Raw genomic sequence first — 20,130 nt, 5'->3', positions numbered from 1 at the left:
AGTTTTCAAAACACTATTTTCACTGTGAACGCCTTGGCTTTCTTTTTTCGAAGTATGGTACATTTATATAGGAGCAAAACGAAGGGAGTTTTTTCAATGACAGAACAGAACAATACTTTACCGCCAAAAACATGTGAAATCGAGCGTCTTGTTACAATGGAAGACGACGTCAATAAGGTACTGGAAGGCAAAAAAACTGCGACTCGCCGTAACGGCCGTTATGCTGATGTAGGCGAAGTCATGGAGTTAAAGGGGAAGAAATTCGTGGTGGATCATGTCTACTCACAATCTCTTGGCGAATTGACAGACGCTGACGCACAGCGTGAAGGCTTTGAAACAGTCGAGGAGTACAAGCAGTCAATCCTGTCTTACCACCCAGGAATGCCATGGCTGCCGCAAATGCGCGTTTGGGTACACGAATTCAGCCCTGTTGAAGAATAAAAAATGAATCTGGCATATCGAATCATTATTTATCTTCACGTCGCAAGCGTGGTCATGTCGATTGGCCCATTCTTCATACTGATGCCAATTGTAAGAAAACTGCCTGATGCAGTGGGAAAAGAACTGGAGGCTTATCTCGCAACATTGAAATCAGCTGTACGGCTGTCAAAGCACGCCGGACATGTACTGATTGGAACAGGAGTGCTGCTCGTGATTCTCGGGCCATGGACATGGCAAACACCGTGGATCATTGCAACCCTGGCCTTGCTGTTTGCCTCACTCTTTTTCCTCGCAAGGGCATTCTCGCCGACACTCCGGAAATTTGCCGAAGAAGGCGCGAATAAACTAGAACTCTCTGCAAAATTGAAGCGCACCATCTGGACATACATCATCCTATTGATGTCGATGCTCTGGTTCATGGTCGTGAAGCCGAATTTGTGGTGAGAAAGCGGAAGCCCGGGCCGTGGTGCCCGGGCTTTTTTACACTTGGTCGATATATTTTGAAATCCGCCGATATATTCAGAAATGTGGTCGATATATTTCAAAATCCGCTGATATATCCGGGAATGTGGTCGATAAAATTTAAAATCCGCCGATAAAATCGAAAATGTGGTCGATATATTTTGATTTTCGCCAATAAAATAATCAGCTTTGATCATTTTAGCCAATGAACTACTAAATCTGCCGGTAAATTTCCTTAACTGAAGCAAAATCCCTTTGCATGTTACTCCATTTCTCAAAATTAAGCAGGTTTTTACCATAAAAAAACTGCCATCCCAAAAATGGCAGCCAAGCGATCATTTCTTCGCTTCCTTCAGTGCTTCTTTTTCCACAGTATCCATAAAATCCGTGACGACTTTTTTGTTATTCTTTTCTCCGCCCAATTTCAGCAAGGTCTTGCCCAGGAAGTTCAGCCCCGTATTCTGGCCCTGGTAAATGAACCTGGTTTCATTGTCTCCGATCTTGATCAGCGTGTACGCTGCTTCAATTTGAAATGCTTTGGCTAGCGTGAAACCGATTTTGTGGTGTTTTTTATCAGGAGTGTTTTCGTGCTCGAGGTCTTCGACGATATACGTCTCGATTCGCTTGCCTTCTTTATATTTCTGCTCATATTTCGACCCGACGACTCCTTCTTTCTTTTCGATCACCTTGTTCTCTATCACATTCGGCATGATTCGCTGGATGTTCTCCAGCTGAAATAATGTCCAGATTGTCTCGCTATTGACCGGAATGATCCGTTCTTCGTGCCACTTAATCATTTTCTGCATCCTCCATTCCAAATTCGAAGAAATCATCCATTTCTTCAATGAGTTCATTCAGTTCCTGCACCTGATTGACGAGTCCCTGTCTTTTCTTCCATAAGATTTGTTCCAGGTTTTCAAAAGATTCATCGTTCACAACGGTCAGCATTTCCTGAATGGTAAAATTGAAGCGTCTCAGATGCACCAATAATCTTGCAACCAAATAGGATCCGTTGTCATAATATCGATACTTATTATTCGGGTCGATGAATACTGGCTCAAGCAGCTTGATCTCCGCATAATACCTGAGCGTCTCCTTGCTGAGCCCCGTCATTTTGGAAAATTCGCTTACCTTGTACATGTCGGCCCCCTTGTACAACCATCATAAACTATGTAGTGCACCACAAAGTCAAACAGATATAGAAAAACAGCCACGAAATAGTTTGTGGCTGCTCTAGCATGATTCTCTATTGCTTCTTGTTAAAATAAAATCATTATTAAAATCTATCGTCAAATCTTTTACTTCATATTCAATCGAAGGATCAACAGCAACTTTGATTCCATAGACCAGCATGATTTCATCATCTTCCTCCGGCTCATCCAGAGCCAGTCCAATCTTGGAGCTCCTTCAGCTAATGCCGGCGAAATATAGCCGGATACCAGGTATCTGGTCATTCATTAATTTTTCGCGTGCTCGCTTTGTAATTTTCATTTCTTTTCAGGAAAAATCCTTTCAAGAGATGTAATCAATTTTGAATCAAGATTCAGCACTTCGCGGACTTCCCTTGCTTTTGTCTTTGCTTCCTCAATGCTATTTGCTTCATTCAGCTTTAGCAAAGTTCCAGCTGCCAGCGTGCCTGTCCGGGTTCTGCCTGTTGAACAGTGGAAGTAAATGTTTTTTCCAGAATCATATGCCGCTGCTACCTCATCCAGAGCCTTTTTGACCGACTCATCCTGCTGGGAATCGTCATCATACATCGGCAAATGGGTTCGAGGATACTCAAAATCCCCCTCTTTGTTTTCCGCACGAAGGTCATAAACCATATCGATTTTTTCATTCTCAAGCAGTTCGGGGATCGCATTTTCGCCTCCGATAAAAATCCTGCCTGAAATCAGAGCCTGATAGTTCTTGCTCATGTACTACTCCTCCTTTTAAAAAGGCCAAGAGTTTCCCCTTGGCTTCGAATTATTTTCCTGTTTCAGCAAAAGTCTTGATTCTGTCGCTGATCTGGTCGCGGACGCGCTGGAACACGGCCCACTTTTCTTCTTCTGTTCCCTCAGCTTTTGCCGGGTCGTCAAAGCCCCAGTGTTCGCGTTTCACATGTGGAGGTGTTACAGGGCAATGCTCGTCTGCGTGCCCGCACAGTGTGACGACAAGCTCTGAATTGTTCAGGATTTCCGGATCGATGACATCTGATGTGTGGCCAGTGATATTGATTCCGACCTCATTCATCGCCTTTATAGCGTTAGGATTCAAGCCGTGCGCTTCAAGACCTGCACTCTTTACTTCCCACTCGTCTCCAAGATATTTTTTTGCCCATCCTTCAGCCATTTGGCTTCTGCAAGAGTTTCCAGTACATAAGAAGTAGATTGTTTTTTTAGCCATAGTCGATTCGCTCCCTTATTAGATAATTAGCAACCAAATATATAGACCTACCAAAGTGATGAATAGAGTAGGAATGGTTAGAATGATTCCTGTTTTAAAATAAGTGCCCCAAGAAATCTTGACACCTTTCAATGAAAGAACGTGAAGCCATAATAGTGTTGCCAGTGATCCAATTGGCGTGATCTTCGGACCTAAATCAGATCCGATGACATTTGCATAAATCAGTGCTTCTCGAACAACACCTGTTGTGTTAGTATCCGCAATCGCTAGTGCATCAATCATGACAGTTGGCATATTGTTCATGATTGAAGAAAGAACCGCGGCAATGAAGCCCATTCCAATCGTTGCGACAAATAATCCCTGATCAGCCGCTGCCTGAATGACATCCGCAAGAACGTTCGTCAAACCAGCGTTACGGAGACCGTAAACGACCACATACATCCCAATCGAGAAGAACACAATCGCCCATGGTGCGCCTTTTACAACGGTGGTCGTATGAACAGCTGGGCTTTTCCTTGCCATCAACAAGAAGAAAATCGCGACAATACCGGCAATGAAAGATACCGGAATGTTCAGGAATTCACTTCCGAAGTAACCAACAAGCAGGACTCCCAACACAATCCAAGATAAGCGGAACATCTTCATATCCTTGATCGCTTCAGCCGGCTTTTTCAAATTAGACATATCATAGTTCTTCGGAATGCTCTTTTTGAAAAATAAATACAACACCAAAATACTTGCACCTAATGAGAAAAAGTTCGGCACGATCATGCGGGATGCATATTCGACGAACCCAATATCGAAGAAGTCGGCAGATACGATATTGACAAGGTTACTGACAATCAGTGGAAGTGATGTCGTATCGGCAATGAACCCGCTCGCGATGATAAAAGGAAAAACCATTTTTTCCTCGAACTTAAGATTGCGTACCATCGCCAGCACGATTGGTGTCAAAATCAGTGCAGCTCCATCGTTTGCGAACAATGCCGCTACCGCTGCACCAAGCAAGGTGACATATATGAACATCTTAACTCCGTTACCCTTTGCGGCCCGTGCCATATGTAAGGCGGACCATTCGAAAAATCCGATTTCATCCAAAATAAGTGAAATGATAATTAGTGCGACAAATGTAAGGGTTGCGTTCCAGACGATACTAGTCACATCAACCACGTCCTGGAAATCGACCACCCCAAAAATCAATGCTAAAACAGCTCCACCAACTGCTGAATAGCCAATGCTCAGCCCTTTAGGCTGCCAGATGACCAGTGTCAGCGTCACAAGAAAAATCAGTGAAGCGATAATCGGTAAAGACAAATCCACACACCTCCGTTATTCACAGGAAATCCGTTTTCCCTGCTTTTCAAGTTCTGTTAATTTTTCTTCCTGGCTTGGCAGTGCCTCCAAGAGCAATTGAACAAATTCAAAATGCTCATACTGCACGTTCAGTGAATAAAATACCCACTGCCCCCTCCTGCTCTCTTTTACCAGACCTGCATCCTTCAGCTTGCGGATATGCTGGCTGATCGCCGGCTGGCTGGCTTCGAAAATCGCTACAAACTCACAGACACAGCAATCGTGGTCCGCAAGAATTCTCATCATCGTCAAACGCGTCTTATCACCAAGCAGCTTAAGTACTGCAGCAGCCTGATCCATTTCAATAGTTTGTTTTATCAATTACCCTCCACCTCCAAATACTGTATTATCATATAATGATTTGCTTATATGTTCAAGAACGATTTATAAAGTTTACATGATCTTAATATTTCTTGTTGCAGGTGATTTTATTAAAAATCAATTTTTTTTGATTTAACAGTTGCATTATGGTTAGGGAGGAAATATAATACAATATATCAAGAAATTTTGATTAAGGAGAGCTGAGAGTGGAAAAATTCATTCCTTTAACAGACCTGACAACTGACACTAAAGCAGCCAAGGAACCGCCGCTTCAAAGCACTTTTGAAAAATACGAAAAGAAATTCAAAGCCCTTGCCGACCAAAAACGCCTGCACATCCTCAATCTTCTTTGCCAGCAAGACTCCAGCTGCGTTTGCGATCTAAGTGAACTGATTGACATGCCCCAATCAAAATTATCGTATCATCTGAAAATTTTGCTTGATGCCAATCTGATCCAGAAAGAAACGAAGGGAACCTGGAGCTACTACACAGTAAACACCGAAGAAATCAACCATCTATTATCTCCAGAGCTTTGCTGCCTTTTCAGACCTAGCAACTGTTGTTAAGCTCTTTTCAAACACTTGTAGATTTTGTTTCCTAATTAATCTAACAACCATTCGAAAAGAGCATATCCAGCAAGGTCTCTTTTTTCAACCAATAAATCAATTTTTTTTGATTAATAAATCAATATATTTTGATTAAGGAGAGGATATACATGTTTTATCACGATTATCAAGCATTTGCACAGTTAAAACAGCAAGACGTTGAAAGGAAAGCTAGACACGCATGGAAGTTTTTTGAACAGCCGGAAACGAAGCGAACCCCTGCAATCGCCCGTAAACAAACTCAGCAGCCTAAATGCTGTCCAATTCCAGCTAGTTGCTAAAGAAAGAAAGAAGGTAGAGGACAATGATTGAATTTCTAAAAAGCTTTTTATGGATAGCTCTAGAGTTAACGGTGCTTTTTATCGGGATTTCCTTTCTGATCAGCTTGCTCCAGGGATATATTCCTTATGAAAAAATCGAAAAGAAACTGACAGGACGCAATAAATTGCTTGCCAGCTTTGCCGCCATTCTGTTTGCGTTTATCACACCTTTTTGCTCCTGCTCCACGATTCCAGTAGTCGTCAATATGCTGAAAAAGAAAATCCCTTTTTCAATCGTCATGGTTTTCCTCTTCGCTTCTCCGGTGCTGGACCCAACGATTTTAACGATCATGGGTGTCGTGATGGGTTGGAAAGTTACCATCATTTACACCATCATCACAAGTGTTTTCTCGATTGTCATTGGCTTTACACTCGATAAGCTGGGATTCCAGCGCTACGTCAAAAATGTCATCATGTCTGGATACGAAGAAAAAAATCAGAAATTCAATTGGAGATTTGCCTTAGAAGAAACCTGGTCGCTGATGAAAAGTGTCTACCCTTACTTGCTGATAGGTGCTGCGATTGGCGCGGTCATTCATGGCCTTGTTCCAACAGAAATCATTACGAAATGGTTCGGGCATGATGCATGGTGGCTGATCCCAGTAGCGGCAATCGCCGGGATTCCTTTGTACATCCGCCTTTCTAGCATGATTCCGATTTCGCAAATGCTGATTCTAAAAGGAATGGCCCTTGGTCCCGTGATGGCGATGATGATCAGCTCAGCCGGCGCCAGCTTGCCGGAAGTCATCTTGTTAAAATCAATCTTCAAAAAGCAGCTCGTGATTGCCTTCATCGCTTCTGTCATCACGATGTCCACTGTATCTGGATTTGTGTTCTATTTCGTCTAATAAATCAAATTTAATTGATGAAAGGAGGTGAAATCAATGGCTAAATTTATCAAAATCCTGATGGGCAGCAACTCGAAGTCTGATTGCTGCAGCGTGGAAATCAAGGAAGTCCAGGAAACAGAAGAGAAAAACGAAGCTTGCTGCGGCGGCGATGCTACTTGCTGTTAGTATTTTCACAATAAAAGGAAGACGGTGCAATTAGCAGAGTTTACCGTTCAATTAGTTTTATTTTCCGTGCAATTACATGACTTCACTGTGCAATTACAGGCCATCTTCGTGCGATTATCGCCCATTGTTAAGAGAATAATTTTTCCAGCAAGCAAAAAAGGTGGAGCCAGGCACCTAAACGCCTGATTCCACCTTCTTTTTTATTCTTCTACCTCAAGAACGGGCATGATTTCCACTTTTATATTACGAATACGGTGATTTTCTACTTCCTTGACGATGATTCGCAAGTTCTGGTAAACGAATGTATCGCCGTTCACCGGGATGCTTTCTAATGTTTCAAAAATCCAGCCGCCGAGGTTATGGTATGATGTGTCCGGCATTGGCACATGGAACAATTCGGAAAAATCATCGAGATCGTAGGCCGCATCGAACTCATACGTGCTCTCATCGATCTTCGTCATGATATTGACCTTTTCATCGTGCTCATCCCAAATCTCACCGACCAGCTCTTCGAGGATGTCTTCAAGCGTAATCAAGCCGCTTGTTCCCCCGAATTCATCAACGACGATCGCCATATGGCTCTTTGTCCTTTGCAGCTCAGGCAGCAAGGTCGCGATTTTCATCGATTTCACGACGAACATCGGCTGGCGCAGCATCTCGCGGACATTCACTTCTTTATTCTGGATCATTTCTGCAAAAAACTCACGTTCGGACAAAAATCCGATGATATTATCTATATTGTCCTCATAAACCGGAACTCGAGAGAAACGTTCTTCTATGAAAATCTGCTTGATTTCCTCGAGTGACTGGCTTACTTCGATTGTAATCATGTCCATTCGATGTGTTAAAATTTCGCCGACAAGAACATCGTTAAATTCCAGGGAACGGTGTACCAGCTCCCTTTCCTCATTATTGATGACACCCTCTTCTTCACTGATGTCGACCATTACCTTGATTTCTTCTTCAGTGACGGACGGTTGAACTTCCCCATCCTTCGAGAACATCCTGGATACGGATGCCTTCAATTTACTGAACACGAAATTGATCGGTGTCAGGATTTTGATCAGCAACAGCAGGATACCGGAAATTTTTAACGAATAAGCTTCTGCATTTTCCTTTGCGATAGACTTCGGCAAAATCTCACCAAAAATCAGGATCAAAATCGTCATACCAAATGTACTTACGATCAGACCTGTGCTCGCTCCGAAGATATCAACAGCTACCTTCGATGAAATACTCGCCGCCGCAATATTGACGATATTGTTACCTACTAGAATGGTAGACAGCGCGTCATCGAAATTCTCGGAAATATACAAAGCATTCTTGCTTCCAACGCGGCCTTCAGACTCATAGTTTCGCAGCCTGATTTTGTTGACGCTGGAAAAAGCGGTTTCTGCCGATGAAAAGAAGGCAGACAAAAGAATTAAAACACCTAATAAAATGACTAAACCTATGGGAACTTCCAAAAAAATTCACTCTCCGAAAAAAAATTTGTCAGAATATATTTTACTGGTCTAGAGTAAATAAATCAAATACTCTATCTCAGCTTCATTTATGTACGATTTACCCGGCACAAAGGTTTCATAATCAGAGATTTTTCATTTCCCTGCCTGTCAATTTATTCTTGTTTAGCATATCGATGTTTGGAATCAGGCGATAGCCTAGGTAGGCAAAACCCGATCCTAGCAATGCACCAACAAGGATATCTGCTGGATAATGCACGCCGGCCCAAATTCGCGAAAAACCAACCATTCCGGCAAGCAGAATCCATAAATATGTATGCTTTCTTTTAAAAAGCCAGAACGTGACCGCCATCGTGAAAAAGATAATACTATGGTCGCTTGGAAATGAGTTGTTCACTTCCATCTCAATCAATTGATTCACATTTTCAAGCGTTGCAAACGGCTGGTGATTGGAGTGGAACATGCCCGCAATTTTCCCGGCCACTTCTGCTAAAATAAGTGACACTAAACCGCTCACTATCATCATTCGGTTTTCCGGCTTACGACTGAACAAGTATATCAGGACGGCCGCCGCTAACAGGTAAATCGCATTGTTGGCGATAAAGACAATGATCGGATTAAAGGCCTCGAATTCCTTTCCAGTGTCATTAATCATTCTGAAAAGCTTAATATTCATTCCTACAAAACACTCTCCCCCAGACAAATTACTTTGATTATACAATAATTTCCGCTGGCAAAATGAAAAAATCGAAGGCTCAGGAAGCCCGCGATTTTTAGACTGGTAAATACTTATTATTTCTATTAAAAGATTCCGCAAATTCGTTGATCGATACCAAGTCGAGATGAGAAATTTCTTCTGTCGACCCGCTTACGCTTTTCGCAATGATCTTCTCGAAGAAATTCATCTTCGAAAAAATGAATTCACCCCCGAATAACCCTTTTGCGATTGCCGCTTCCCTCAGGTTTGAAGGGAATGCATTCTCAAACTGAAGGTGTGCCTCCTGCCCTTCCCTCATGCAGCAAAGAAACAAACCGAGATTTTTTCTTTTGAGCACATCTTCATGCTCCTTCATGAATTTCTTGATTTTCCCCTGGATGCTGCCGGCGTGAATCGACCCGCCGATCATCACCGAATCAAACAGCTCCAAATCCGAATGAAGCTTCGTCTTATCCAGATTGATGGCAATGACATCCCCTTCAATCTTCTTCCGCAAAAGATGTGCCGCTTTAGCTGTCGTACCATGTGTTGAGCAGTAAACAATCAAACTCTTCATTCAATCGCCCCCATCAGCCCTCTGGTATTCCAGACCACCGTGCATAGTCCATTTGGATTCATTATAGCTTTTGGGTAAAGAAAAAGTGTGAAAGATGTATGGCAATTTTCTAACAATTCATGTTTTGCAGGATGAGGTGATTCCCAGATGCATTTTTCCACTGTAACACATCGCATAAATTATTTTATGTGACCCGTTTCCTCTCCACACACCAAAACCGGGAACATTTATCCACTTTATGTCCCCCGTTTCCTCTCCGCACACCAAAACCGGGAACATAAACTCTTTTTATGTGCCCCGTTTCTTCTCCACACACCAAAACCGGGAACATAAATCTACTTTATATGCCCCGTTTCTTCTCCACACACCAAAACCGGGAACATAAATCTACTTTATATGCCCCGTTTCTTCTCCACACACCAAAACCGGGAACATAAATCTACTTTATATGCCCCGTTTCCTCTCCGCACACCAAATCCGGGAACAATATATATGACCAGTTCTCCTTCAATCCATTAGCTTCTACAATGTGTTTTCTCCAATTCCAACAAATGCTGCTTCATGGCAATTCCACCGCGGTAGCCCGTGATCGCTCCGTTTTTTCCAATGACGCGATGGCAGGGTACGGTGATCAGAACTGGATTGGCTCCGATTGCAGTTCCTACTGCCCTCACAGCAGCCGGCTTGCCGATTTTCGCCGCGATATCCGAATATGTATAGGTTTCACCATAAGGTATTTCCCCCAATGCTGCCCAGACCGCTTCCTGGAATGGGGTTCCTTTTACATCGATGGGGAGGGAACATTGTATAAGCTTTCCTTCTATATAATCTAGCAATTCTTGCTTATATGGCTTCATGATTTCTTCATTTTTTTCAAAAACAGCCCCAGGAAAACGTTTAGCCATAACTTCATAGTCTTCTTCCGGCGATCCAACATAGCATAAGCCTTTTTCCGTTGCCGAGATATAAATTTCGTTGTGATTAAAATCAAGAATATCCCAATAGATTTTTTGCTCCACCACTCATCGCTCCTTCTAACCTTCTTTTCCTCATTATACTAAAAAGAAAGCCAACGTTTTAATATGAAAAAACATTAAATTCTAAATTTTCTTTACTCTAGTAAATTTTCCCTTTACGATGGATATGGAGTGCAAAACATTCCCATCAAATCAAAGGAGGTTGAACAAAATGGACAATTCAAAAAAGAAGCTTATTTTAACGAAAAAGGAAGATGGCCCATAGTCAGGGAGGAGAATTGTAATGGCACAATTGAACAAGGTAATTCAAATCGAGAAATACCATGAAGGATTGGCAGCCGGTGTCGCCAGGATGTGGAATTTGAGTCGTGACGGCTGGGGCGGCGATACGCGCGTCATGACGGAGGAACAGGTGAAAAAGAAGGAAGCCAACTCCGATAATATCGAGCTCTATCTGGCGCTGGACGGTGAAGAAGTCGTCGGGTACTGCGGTTTGTCTGAATATAAGGAGGATACTGGATCGCTCTATATCCCGCTCCTCAATGTCAGACCCGATTACCAGGGGCATAAGATTGGCAAAAAGCTTCTTCTTCAGGCGCTGGAAAAAACAGTGGAGCTGGGCTGGCCGCGCCTTGACCTATACACCTGGGCCGGAAACACAAAGGCCGTTCCGCTTTATAAAAAATGCGGCTTTTTCTGGGAGGACCGAGATGACTCCACACATCTGATGAATTTCATCCCCCAGGTCCTGAACACACCTTTGTTAAAACCGGTCTTTGAAAAATTGGATTGGTATGGTGACAGCACTAGATTAATAGAAGTGAAGCCAGACGGCTACAAGGAAAACGGCTTTACTTTCTATGAATATAGCTGGCAGAACGCTGAAACGTCAGCACGAGTACAATTTGAAAGAACAAGCCGCGGCATCAGCTTAATTGAAAATGATGAGTTCATTTTGCAACTGAAAATCGCGGACCATGAAGTGATTCAGGAGGAAGAACGGGAATTCGAAATCAAGCTCGTGAACAAGGGCGCAGCACCGCTCAGCTTCAAGGCAAGCGGCATTGGCAATGAGCGAATTAAGTATGATTTTGCAGCAGAGCAATTGGTAGTTGATGAATCTATTATACCCGCTGCCTTTACCGTTGAAAAAGGAGAAGAACCGAGCAACTGGCATACGCATCCTAGCATCAGTGCGACTGTTTGGATCAACGGTCTTGAATGCGAGTTGAAGCTTGGTGTCTTCCCAATCAATCCGGCAAAAATAGAAGCCAGCTACTCTGGCAATCTCTCTTTCCTGGACAAAGAAACGTCTATTGATGTTGAAATAACCAATAACCTGAGGGAGAACGCTGATTTTCAATTAAGCTTCCCGGAGAATGAACAGGTCGTTTTAGAAAGGAACATGGTCACCACCCACATTCCTGACCGCGGCCGCAAGACGGTATCTTTGCCATTAACGTTAAAAAAGCATGGTTTTTACAAGCCTGAGCTGACGATTACTGCAACAAAAATGGATGGACAAAAGCTAAGCTTCAAACAGGATGTTTCGGTTGCCTTCAAAGGTTCTGGAGCGAAGTTCGGTGGTGAATCGAAGGATTTCTGGCATATTTTCAACGGTCTTGGACAGATCAATGTCCGTAAACGGGATTTGGTGACGAATGTTGCGAAAAGTAAGCAGAACCTTCCTTTTGCCTTCTTGACACCAAAGCTCGGAAAGCCATATTCGCTCGAGTTTACCAAGAAAAAGCCTAATTCCGTTACTTGGGAGGTCCATGATTCCTCGGTTGATTTAAAAATCTGCCTGGATTCAGCCGATATGGAAGGCTTGCGTTTAACACAGACGTTCCGTTTATTTGGTGATGGAATTCTCGAAACACGGGCAGAGGTTGAAAATAAAGGTAAAAGCACCCATCCTGATGTGGCCTTCAGCCAGCCTGTTCACCAGGACCTGGAGCAAGTCTACTTCCCTCTTGATGGCGAGGTTGTTTATTTTTCCGAAAATCGAATCATGGAAATCGGCGAGCTGGATCCAGAGAGAATCACAGGGAACTGGTATTTTTCCGAAGGACATTCCGGCCCGATTGGATTGTCGTGGTCAAAAGACAGCAACGCCGGCCCCGAAAGCTGGCAGTTCATCATTGAGGACCAATTCGGAAGACTGGAGCCAGGCGCTAAAGCTGTATCCGGAACCATTACCCTTTCACTTGGTGCTTTTCAGACTGTCGACGATTTCATCGGCTACGCAGAGCAAGCGCCAGTACTGAAGAAACCTGACAGAACTAGCGAACTGAGTTACCAATCAGACCAGCTTGTGATCAAGCCAGATTCTGATCCGGAATTCACGTTAAAAACCTACCGAAACAGCTATCTGAATGGAACTTTAATCATCGGAAATGAGATTCATGAAATTACGTCAGAAATGGAGAAAACTTCTCATTCCGTGACAGTTCCGGTAACAGCTTCACAGCCCGTGTCTGTTTTCGAGGCTGCATATGAAGGCAATGGAACAGAAGCTAGATTCAAAGAATTGCTGCTCTCTCCTTCTGGAAGGGTAACTAGCAACTGTGAAGATGACCGTTTCATCGTCGATAACGGTGTCATCACCCTGAAGTCAGATCCGGCTTTCTATCCTGGAATCTATTCTATGGAAGTGAATGGCCACGAATGGCTCGCCAACTCCTACCCAGAGTTGACGGCGAAGAGCTGGTGGAACCCTTGGGCCGGCGGAATGAAGACCGCACCAAGAGGAATCAACACCTTCTCACTGTTAAAAGAAAACAGCCATGCTGAAGTGGTTGAAAAGAAAGACTGTGAAGGAAACACGTGGAGCGGACTGGCAATCACTACTGAGTTCGAAGAACATAAGCAGTGGAAAGGCGTCCAGTATGTGCAATATTATTTTATGCTTCCAGGCGTGCCGGTTCTCGCATCTTTTGCAGAAGTTACGGATGCTGGAGGGAAAAATCTTGCTGATGATGTTTGGATTACAGACCTTTTCGTCGGTGGCAATCAGCTGACCGATGTGAAGATTTCAGTCAGTGACAGCCAGCAGGGCCATGCTTATCACGCAGGCAGTGAGGAAATTCCTCTGCTGATGGATGGAGATTCGTATTTTACCTCTAACTGCTCTGACGATAAGTTTTACATGATTCCGAACAATGATGCATATCCAACAGATGCGTATACTAACAAAGAGGTTTTGCAGCTCGTCTCAAGGCACCAAGGCGAATTTGCAAAAAGCGCTCCGCTATTCCTGCTTTTCGATGAGCGAAGGCTGACCGGAGACCTGCTGAAAAAACTGAGAAGAGTCCAATTTTAAAAGGAGAAACTATGAAAATCATCGATGCCCATATTCATCTATCAAACATTAAATCCTTTTATGAAACGGCAGAGAAGCTGTCATTCGTCGACTATTCCACAGCTGGCATCCTAAAAGAGTTCAAGGAAGCTAATGTGGTTCTCGGAATCGGAATGGGCCTGACGGAAACCGATAAAATGGGCTTCCCGGATTATGAAGCCCGGACGCCGATGGGGCTCGATATGGAAACAAAGCTCCCAGCCAACATTTTTTGCTGCGCCGGGGTCAACCCATATGACTTGGATGAGGCAGCCCTTGTCCGACTTGAAGAAGAATTGCAAAAGCCGAAGACTGTCGGGATCAAGATCTATCTGGGGTACTATCCTTTTTATGCGTATGACGAAGTGTACGAACCGGTCTATAAGCTGGCCGCGAAATATCAGCTTCCTGTCGTATTTCATACGGGCGACACCTATTCGGAGCGAGGATATTTGAAATATTCCCATCCGATGGCGATTGACGAGGTTGCCGTCAACTATCGTGATGTGAATTTCATGATGGCCCATTTCGGGGATCCGTGGACATTGACAGGAGCGGAAATCATATACAAAAACCCGAATGTTTTTGCCGATTTATCCGGGCTTATTGTCGGGACAAAGGCCGAGCTGGATAAGCGCAGCCAGGGACGTTTCCTCGACCATCTGCGCCATGCGCTTGAGTTCGCCGATTCCTACGACAAGCTGCTGTTCGGCACAGACTGGCCGCTGATTCCAGTCGGTCCGTATATACAGTTCATCAAGGACCTGATTCCGCCCGAGCACCATGAAGATGTATTTTACAATACCGCTCTGAAGGTGTTCCCGAAGATCAAGCCATTCTTGGAGTAGAGTCGAGTTGTTGTAGAGAAAGGACAAAAAGCGCAAGCGCCTTGTCCAGCCCCGACAAGCGCTGGAGGGCCTGACAGTGAAGTCGTTCTTTGACTTCATTGGCAGGACCGAAGCGTCTCGAGGGGCTAGGCGCTGGAGCTGGATTAACAAGAAGAAGTCCCGTTACCACTATGGTTATGGGACTTCTTCTTTTTAAAATAGTCTATGAAGCCAGGAAGTTATTTTAAAGATATCTCTGAAGCCAGGAAGTCAGATGCTTTGCCGCCTCAGAATGTATCGGCTTTCCGATTGTTTTTAAGTAATCCTTTTTGTAGGATGATGGTCTCAGCGGTGTAAGCTGTTCCTTCAGACCGTGATCCATGTTTTCGACGACGTGGATTTCATATTCTCCCTGGACAAACTGTTCAATGCGCTTCAGCCTTTCAGGGTTGGCCTGAAAATCTTTTGCCCCATTGATGGCCAGTACCGGGCATGTTACTTTGGACAGCGCCTCTTCTACATTGAGCGCAAAATGCTCCCTGAAGTACTTGGCCGGCATTTTGATGAAACCCAGCGTTTTCGTTACATCTTTATCAGAATCAATCATTTTCTGATAGGTACCCTGTGCTTGTTTTTCAGCTTTATCGAGGGTGTTGAACTTATTGATGATAAAGCCCTGAAGTCCCTTCTTTTCTCTCATTTCTTTATAAAGCAGTTGTCTTTGGTGATCCAGTGCTTCTTTCAGTGTTTCACCTCCGCCTGAAAGAAGAACCAAACCTGCTGCCGGCCTGATTGCGTTCAGGGCAGTTCCGACCATGCAGCCTTCGCTATGTCCAATGATGATGAGTTTGCTTCCATCGACTTTTGGATGAGCTGCGAGCAGATCCAGCGCTGCTTCCCCATCTTTTAACGCATCAGAAAGCCCGGCTGAATGGAAATTCCCTTCACTTTCACCCACACCTCTTTTATCATAGCGGAACGTAACAAATCCAAGTGATGTACACAGTTCAGCCAAATCCTTATATAGATCAAATTTAAATTTTCCATTAGGAGTGCTGCCATCACGGTTCAATTCTCCTGACCCTGGAAGGAATATAATCGTCGGGTACCTCTCCTTCCCTTGATCCGGAATCAACAAAGTCCCTCTTAACTGAACATCACTCTTAAAAGAAATCTCCTCTTTAACCATCTGGGCGTTCATCATCCTTATTCCCCTCTTCAATGTTATGGTGAGTTGTCAATATATTGGTAACTGTCCGTTTCTTCCTGTCTGGTGTTTCTTCATTGTGAAGAAGCGGTGTGATCAATTCGACGTACTTCTTGATAAACTCACTATATTCCTCATCACTGGCATATAATGTTGCTGTCCTGAAGCTCGCCATGTCTTTTTGGAAATCGTAGTTGTGCTGGCGGATATATGACTCAAAATCCATCAATACATTGGCCATGAACTTTATAAAGTAATCCAGATGCTCATCAGGTCCAGCCTTAAGCACTTCATCCCTTGAGACGACTTCATTGTTTTTCGGCAAAGCGTAGACTTTTTCAACCGTCCCGCGCACCTGGTTTTCCTCAACCACTTCAATGATCTTTCCATCAAGCAGTTTTTTCAGATGGCGATACAAAGTCGCCTGTGGCACTTCCGGCAGTTTCTCAGCAATCTGCTGTACTGTCTTCCTCCTCCCGCTGGATAACGTGTGAAGAACCTTCATTCGTACCGGGTGTAAAATCAAATCTGCTTTCGTTTCCTTCATCGTGATCACCTGCTGTGTATTAGTTTGTGATTATTATCATTATCAATAATGATAATATAATTCCTTTTGAAAATATTGTCAATGATTATTGGTAAAATTTTTCTTTGGATGGTCACTTTCCTGATTCTGTCCGTCATGACCCTGATGATGGACACTTTTCTTCTTTTCCAGCCAAGTTTTGTCCGTCATAAAAAAACTCCCGCTGGAATTCCTTCCTGCCGGAGTTTTTTATGTTATAAAAAGAAAATTAAAATCTGTGACGCCACGGCAACTGAGATGAGCGCGAATGGGTACGCTGCTGCGTATGCTATGGCGGGGTCTTCGGAATCCATCAGCTGGTTGGTTGCGCCGAGTCCGGGTGTACTGGTCATTCCGCCGCACAATGCTCCTAAAGAGTGAATGATGCTTAATCGGAAAAGCTTTCTTGCGATAAAAAAGCCGGCTACGACTGGCAAAATTGTAATAATCGCGCCGCCGATGACAAGGTTGAATCCTTCCTGCTGAATGACCTGCACGATTCCTTTTCCAGCAGTAGTACCAGCGCCGGCAAGGAATAAAACGAGTCCGATATCTCGGATGACCTGGTTTGATGGCTGGTAATAGCGCGCATGGATGGGACCGAGTTTTCCGAAATGGCCGATGATCAAGGCGATGAACAACGGTCCGCCAGCAACACCAAACGTAATTGTTCCAAGCTTTGGGAAATGGAATGGAATCATACCGGCCAGCACTCCCAGCAGCAACACTAAGCTTAGCGACAGGATATGGATATTCGTGACCGTCAGCTTCTTCCTGCTGAACAGCTTTTCGGCGTCATCCAAACGGTCTTTACTGCTGACGAGTGTCAAAACATCCCCTCGTTCCAGCCGCCATTTCGAGTTCTGGTTGAATTCAAAACCGCCGCGTTCAATCCGCGTAACTGTCACTCCGTATGTCCGCCTTAATTCAAGCTCCCTGATCGTCTTCCCTATCAATTCCAGTGAATCGACTGTGACCTTGCGAAGCTCAACATGATCATGGTTCTCGAAATTAGTATCGACCTCTGTGCCGATATCTTGGCATAAGCGTTCTAAGTCACTCCTCAGACCGACGGCAACGAGCCTGTCCCCCACTAAAATAACCGTATCATTGAGAGCGATGATATTCCGGTCCCCGCGGATGACGCGGCTGATGACAACAGTATTATATTGATTGAACTCCAATTCTTTTAAGGTTCTTTTATTGATAGATGGATTCGTCACCTCGATGGTGATGACTTCAGGTGATTCATCGTTGCGAACTGGGCCAGATTTCTTTTTCAGATCCTCCGCTAAATCCACCTTGAGCACGCGTGGCAAAAGCTGTACGAACAGCACAACCGCTAGCACGCCGAATGGATAGGCAATCCCATAGCCGACCGAAGCGAGCGGATCTCCAGTTGCCTGCAGTGCCGCCGCAAGTCCAGGTGTACTCGTCAACGCCCCGGTCATGATTCCGATGCTTAGGGCCGGAGACAGATTGAACAGCTTGGACACAGCAATCGTCGTGACTGATGCAACGAGAACGATTAACAAGCTGATGATTCCAAAGACGATTCCGCTCGTTTTCATCATCCGGAAGAAGCGCGGTCCAGCGGATAAGCCAACTGCCACGATAAATAAGCCGAGGCCAAGCTGCTGGATGACCGGCGACACCTGGTAGCCGAAATGGCCGAATACCATTGCCGCCAGCAAGACACCTGATGTTCCAAGACTTAGTCCTCGTATTTTAATTTCTCCCAGCGCCGAGCCAAGAAATAATATGACAAATAGTAAAATTAATGGTTCCTCTAGCAAACCAATTATGCCGTCCACAGATGGTTCCTCCAATGATCGTGATTGTGATTGCGATTGCGATAACGATTGTGAAAATCTATACAATCTAGAATATCATGATGCCAAAACTTTTCCTAAACAGTCAGTGACGAATTTAGCACAAAACAACATCAAGCTGATGGAAACGCTCTCATATTCAAGCCTTTATGCGTTTTCCTCAAAAAAGGTATCTGTAAACCGTATTTTGCCGCTTCAACGTTGGAAGATTGGCATTTTCAATGCATAATTTATTAGCGGCGAACTTCAAAAATATAAATTGGTAAGCTAAACCCTCTATTTTTAGAGTAAAATATCCCTTGCAATAGAGACCTTTTAATTAATATAGCGGTTTTTTCGATAATATAGCGAGTTTTCCTTTTATATAGCGACTTTTCTTCTTTTATAGCGAGTTTATCTTTTATATAGCGACTTTTCATTTTATATAGCGAATTGGAAAATATCGCTCTTTTTTCCCAATTGAAAAAGAGACCCATTGCTGAGTCTCTTTCCGTTTACATGACATCATAGATATCTTGGGAGGATTCAAGGATATAACCTGGTTTTGGCTGGCCGATTTTTGCTTTGTGCCCGGCGATATGGTCGGGATGCTTCTCCCAATTCTTCCAGTCTTGCTCTGATTGCCAGCTGATCATGACCATGATTTCTTCATCGCCACGGCGGCTCTTTTTAACGAGAACCTGTTTATCTAAAAATCCGGGCTGCTGCTCGATCAACATGCCTTTTTTCGAAAAGCGTTCAATTACCTGGCTGGAATGTCCTTCTTTGACTAGTATTCTCTTAATTTGATAGAACATTATAGTGCCGACCTCACTTCATCGATCATGGACTTCATAGACTGCAGGCCGCCGCCGCTCAAGTACCAGTTTGTGCCGTCAAGGTAGATGATTTTTCCGTTTTTGAAGGCATCCGTCTTTTTCACTAGTTCATTTTCGATAGTTTCCTTCGCGCCGACTTCGCCACCTACTGCTGCGGTACGGTCGATGACGAACAGGATACCAGGGTTTTTCTCAAGGATATATTCGAAAGTGATGCTCTGACCGTGAGTGGATGCTTCGATCTTTTCATCTGCTGCCTTGAATCCGAATACATCGTGAATGAACCCGTATCGGGAACCGGCACCGTAAGCACTGACCTTACCCTCATTCGCTAGCACAAGCAATGCTTTCTCTTCCGCAGCAGAAGCTTCCTTATTGATTTCATCAATGCTCTTATTGACTTCCGCTAATTTCTCCGTCACGACCTCTTCTTTTTCAAAAATCTCACCAATCAGTTTCATGTTCTTTTCAAAGGATTCCATATACTTTGTATAGTCCATGCCAACAAAAACGGTAGGTGCGATCTCCGCGAACTGGTCGTACAATTCAGCCTGTCTTGCAGAAATGAAGATGACGTCTGGCTTCATCGCGTGAATGGCTTCAAAATCCGGTTCTTTCAAGCTTCCGACATTTGTGTATTCCTTGCCAGCGTATTTTTCCAGGTATTCAGGAACGATGGCCTGTGGCACACCGGTAACCTCTACACCTAGCTCATCAAGAGTATCAAGAACACCAAAATCGAATACGACCACTTTTTCAGGGTTCTTTTTGACCGTTGCTTCTCCGTATTCATGTTTGATGGTCATTTCATTTGCTTCTCCGGCTGATGCAGTTTCTGCTTTTTCCTCTGAGCCACAAGCTGCTAATGCAAAAATCATGGATAAAACTAAAGTAAATAAATAGAGTTTTTTCATGGTATTTCTC

Annotated in this window: 22 protein-coding genes; 7 read left to right on the top strand and 15 right to left on the bottom strand. The window is 44.0% G+C overall.

Annotation, left to right across the window (positions count from 1 at the left end; translation table 11 throughout):
* Window positions 1-96: 96 nt before the first annotated feature.
* Window positions 97-441, top strand: coding sequence for an ASCH domain-containing protein (locus LGO15_RS04195; protein ID WP_167833846.1), 345 nt, complete (start codon window positions 97-99; stop codon window positions 439-441).
* A gap of 3 nt (window positions 442-444) precedes the next feature.
* Window positions 445-885: a hypothetical protein gene (locus LGO15_RS04190; protein ID WP_226086863.1), complete on the top strand. Its 441-nt coding sequence runs from the start codon at window positions 445-447 to the stop codon at window positions 883-885.
* 353 nt (window positions 886-1,238) lie between these two features.
* On the opposite strand, the gene LGO15_RS04185 is transcribed toward LGO15_RS04190, so the two are convergent.
* From LGO15_RS04185 to LGO15_RS04160, 6 genes are all read right to left on the bottom strand, one after another.
* The gene (locus tag LGO15_RS04185) at window positions 1,239-1,700 is read right to left on the bottom strand and encodes an SRPBCC family protein (protein ID WP_167833844.1); all 462 of its coding nucleotides are present in this window, start codon (window positions 1,698-1,700) and stop codon (window positions 1,239-1,241) included.
* Window positions 1,693-2,043 (bottom strand): MerR family transcriptional regulator, encoded by a 351-nt coding sequence (locus LGO15_RS04180; protein ID WP_167833843.1) that lies wholly within the window; start codon window positions 2,041-2,043, stop codon window positions 1,693-1,695. The genes LGO15_RS04185 and LGO15_RS04180 overlap by 8 nt, the downstream gene beginning before the upstream one ends.
* A gap of 347 nt (window positions 2,044-2,390) precedes the next feature.
* A complete protein-coding gene (locus LGO15_RS04175) occupies window positions 2,391-2,819 on the bottom strand; it encodes a protein-tyrosine phosphatase family protein (protein WP_167833842.1) in 429 nt (142 codons plus the stop codon).
* 49 nt (window positions 2,820-2,868) lie between these two features.
* Window positions 2,869-3,288 carry an arsenate reductase (thioredoxin) gene (gene arsC / locus LGO15_RS04170; RefSeq protein WP_167833841.1) on the bottom strand — a complete coding sequence of 140 codons (420 nt, stop codon included), beginning with the start codon at window positions 3,286-3,288 and terminating at the stop codon, window positions 2,869-2,871.
* Between the two features lie 18 nt (window positions 3,289-3,306).
* Window positions 3,307-4,602, bottom strand: a complete 1,296-nt coding sequence (locus tag LGO15_RS04165; RefSeq protein WP_226086862.1) for an arsenic transporter — start codon at window positions 4,600-4,602, stop codon at window positions 3,307-3,309.
* 15 nt (window positions 4,603-4,617) lie between these two features.
* Window positions 4,618-4,962 carry an ArsR/SmtB family transcription factor gene (locus LGO15_RS04160; RefSeq protein WP_209438049.1) on the bottom strand — a complete coding sequence of 115 codons (345 nt, stop codon included), beginning with the start codon at window positions 4,960-4,962 and terminating at the stop codon, window positions 4,618-4,620.
* Window positions 4,963-5,195: 233 nt separating this feature from the next.
* Between LGO15_RS04160 and LGO15_RS04155 the strand changes: the two genes are divergently transcribed.
* The 3 genes from LGO15_RS04155 (at window position 5,196) to LGO15_RS24130 (ending at window position 6,903) form a co-directional block, all read left to right on the top strand.
* Complete coding sequence (locus LGO15_RS04155; RefSeq protein WP_226087815.1) at window positions 5,196-5,528, top strand: ArsR/SmtB family transcription factor; 333 nt, start codon at window positions 5,196-5,198, stop codon at window positions 5,526-5,528.
* 343 nt (window positions 5,529-5,871) lie between these two features.
* Entirely contained in the window at window positions 5,872-6,735 is an 864-nt protein-coding gene (locus LGO15_RS04150; protein WP_226086861.1) for a permease, read from the top strand.
* Between the two features lie 36 nt (window positions 6,736-6,771).
* The gene (locus LGO15_RS24130; protein WP_264163880.1) at window positions 6,772-6,903 is read left to right on the top strand and encodes a hypothetical protein; all 132 of its coding nucleotides are present in this window, start codon (window positions 6,772-6,774) and stop codon (window positions 6,901-6,903) included.
* Window positions 6,904-7,103: 200 nt separating this feature from the next.
* Here LGO15_RS24130 and LGO15_RS04145 read toward each other — a convergent pair whose 3' ends face one another.
* The 4 genes from LGO15_RS04145 to LGO15_RS04130 form a co-directional block, all read right to left on the bottom strand.
* Window positions 7,104-8,369, bottom strand: a complete 1,266-nt coding sequence (locus tag LGO15_RS04145) for a hemolysin family protein (RefSeq protein ID WP_226086860.1) — start codon at window positions 8,367-8,369, stop codon at window positions 7,104-7,106.
* A 121-nt stretch (window positions 8,370-8,490) separates the two neighbouring features.
* Complete coding sequence (locus LGO15_RS04140) at window positions 8,491-9,042, bottom strand: undecaprenyl-diphosphatase (protein WP_226086859.1); 552 nt, start codon at window positions 9,040-9,042, stop codon at window positions 8,491-8,493.
* A gap of 97 nt (window positions 9,043-9,139) precedes the next feature.
* Window positions 9,140-9,640, bottom strand: coding sequence for a flavodoxin domain-containing protein (locus LGO15_RS04135; RefSeq protein ID WP_226086858.1), 501 nt, complete (start codon window positions 9,638-9,640; stop codon window positions 9,140-9,142).
* Between the two features lie 515 nt (window positions 9,641-10,155).
* Window positions 10,156-10,659 (bottom strand): methylated-DNA--[protein]-cysteine S-methyltransferase, encoded by a 504-nt coding sequence (locus LGO15_RS04130; RefSeq protein WP_226086857.1) that lies wholly within the window; start codon window positions 10,657-10,659, stop codon window positions 10,156-10,158.
* A 241-nt stretch (window positions 10,660-10,900) separates the two neighbouring features.
* Here LGO15_RS04130 and LGO15_RS04125 point away from each other — a divergent pair, with 241 nt between their 5' ends.
* Complete coding sequence (locus LGO15_RS04125) at window positions 10,901-13,939, top strand: GNAT family N-acetyltransferase (protein ID WP_226086856.1); 3,039 nt, start codon at window positions 10,901-10,903, stop codon at window positions 13,937-13,939.
* Between the two features lie 11 nt (window positions 13,940-13,950).
* Window positions 13,951-14,805: an amidohydrolase family protein gene (locus LGO15_RS04120; protein ID WP_226086855.1), complete on the top strand. Its 855-nt coding sequence runs from the start codon at window positions 13,951-13,953 to the stop codon at window positions 14,803-14,805.
* A 223-nt stretch (window positions 14,806-15,028) separates the two neighbouring features.
* Here the strand turns inward: LGO15_RS04120 and LGO15_RS04115 are convergent, their stop codons facing one another.
* The 5 genes from LGO15_RS04115 to LGO15_RS04095 form a co-directional block, all read right to left on the bottom strand.
* On the bottom strand, window positions 15,029-15,988 hold the full coding sequence (locus LGO15_RS04115) for an alpha/beta hydrolase (protein WP_226086854.1): 960 nt from the start codon (window positions 15,986-15,988) through the stop codon (window positions 15,029-15,031).
* Window positions 15,966-16,538, bottom strand: coding sequence for a helix-turn-helix domain-containing protein (locus tag LGO15_RS04110; protein WP_226086853.1), 573 nt, complete (start codon window positions 16,536-16,538; stop codon window positions 15,966-15,968). Before LGO15_RS04110 ends, LGO15_RS04115 begins: the two co-directional genes overlap by 23 nt.
* Before the next feature lie 233 nt (window positions 16,539-16,771).
* Window positions 16,772-18,370: an aspartate:alanine exchanger family transporter gene (locus LGO15_RS04105; protein ID WP_226086852.1), complete on the bottom strand. Its 1,599-nt coding sequence runs from the start codon at window positions 18,368-18,370 to the stop codon at window positions 16,772-16,774.
* 512 nt (window positions 18,371-18,882) lie between these two features.
* A complete protein-coding gene (locus LGO15_RS04100; RefSeq protein WP_226086851.1) occupies window positions 18,883-19,185 on the bottom strand; it encodes an antibiotic biosynthesis monooxygenase family protein in 303 nt (100 codons plus the stop codon).
* On the bottom strand, window positions 19,185-20,120 hold the full coding sequence (locus LGO15_RS04095) for a siderophore ABC transporter substrate-binding protein (protein ID WP_226086850.1): 936 nt from the start codon (window positions 20,118-20,120) through the stop codon (window positions 19,185-19,187). The genes LGO15_RS04100 and LGO15_RS04095 overlap by 1 nt, the downstream gene beginning before the upstream one ends.
* Window positions 20,121-20,130 lie beyond the last annotated feature (10 nt).

Origin of the sequence: Mesobacillus sp. S13, from assembly GCF_020422885.1 — a bacterium.
GTDB lineage: Bacteria > Bacillota > Bacilli > Bacillales > Cytobacillaceae > Mesobacillus > Mesobacillus selenatarsenatis_A.
The sequence above is the reverse complement of the archived record's forward strand: the minus strand, read 5'-3'. Positions and strand labels throughout refer to the sequence as shown.

Excerpts from the sequence above, each read along its gene's own strand:
- LGO15_RS04110 (WP_226086853.1), bottom strand. The coding sequence starts at position 16,538 with ATGAAGGAAACGAAAGCAGATTTGATTTTACACCCGGTACGAATGAAG.
- LGO15_RS04120 (WP_226086855.1), top strand. The coding sequence starts at position 13,951 with ATGAAAATCATCGATGCCCATATTCATCTATCAAACATTAAATCCTTT.
- LGO15_RS04195 (WP_167833846.1), top strand. The coding sequence starts at position 97 with ATGACAGAACAGAACAATACTTTACCGCCAAAAACATGTGAAATCGAG.
- LGO15_RS04115 (WP_226086854.1), bottom strand. The coding sequence starts at position 15,988 with ATGATGAACGCCCAGATGGTTAAAGAGGAGATTTCTTTTAAGAGTGAT.
- LGO15_RS24130 (WP_264163880.1), top strand. The coding sequence starts at position 6,772 with ATGGCTAAATTTATCAAAATCCTGATGGGCAGCAACTCGAAGTCTGAT.
- LGO15_RS04150 (WP_226086861.1), top strand. The coding sequence starts at position 5,872 with ATGATTGAATTTCTAAAAAGCTTTTTATGGATAGCTCTAGAGTTAACG.
- LGO15_RS04140 (WP_226086859.1), bottom strand. The coding sequence starts at position 9,042 with ATGAATATTAAGCTTTTCAGAATGATTAATGACACTGGAAAGGAATTC.
- LGO15_RS04125 (WP_226086856.1), top strand. The coding sequence starts at position 10,901 with ATGGCACAATTGAACAAGGTAATTCAAATCGAGAAATACCATGAAGGA.
- LGO15_RS04175 (WP_167833842.1), bottom strand. The coding sequence starts at position 2,819 with ATGAGCAAGAACTATCAGGCTCTGATTTCAGGCAGGATTTTTATCGGA.
- LGO15_RS04095 (WP_226086850.1), bottom strand. The coding sequence starts at position 20,120 with ATGAAAAAACTCTATTTATTTACTTTAGTTTTATCCATGATTTTTGCA.
- LGO15_RS04190 (WP_226086863.1), top strand. The coding sequence starts at position 445 with ATGAATCTGGCATATCGAATCATTATTTATCTTCACGTCGCAAGCGTG.
- LGO15_RS04185 (WP_167833844.1), bottom strand. The coding sequence starts at position 1,700 with ATGATTAAGTGGCACGAAGAACGGATCATTCCGGTCAATAGCGAGACA.
- LGO15_RS04100 (WP_226086851.1), bottom strand. The coding sequence starts at position 19,185 with ATGTTCTATCAAATTAAGAGAATACTAGTCAAAGAAGGACATTCCAGC.
- LGO15_RS04135 (WP_226086858.1), bottom strand. The coding sequence starts at position 9,640 with ATGAAGAGTTTGATTGTTTACTGCTCAACACATGGTACGACAGCTAAA.
- LGO15_RS04180 (WP_167833843.1), bottom strand. The coding sequence starts at position 2,043 with ATGTACAAGGTAAGCGAATTTTCCAAAATGACGGGGCTCAGCAAGGAG.
- arsC (WP_167833841.1), bottom strand. The coding sequence starts at position 3,288 with ATGGCTAAAAAAACAATCTACTTCTTATGTACTGGAAACTCTTGCAGA.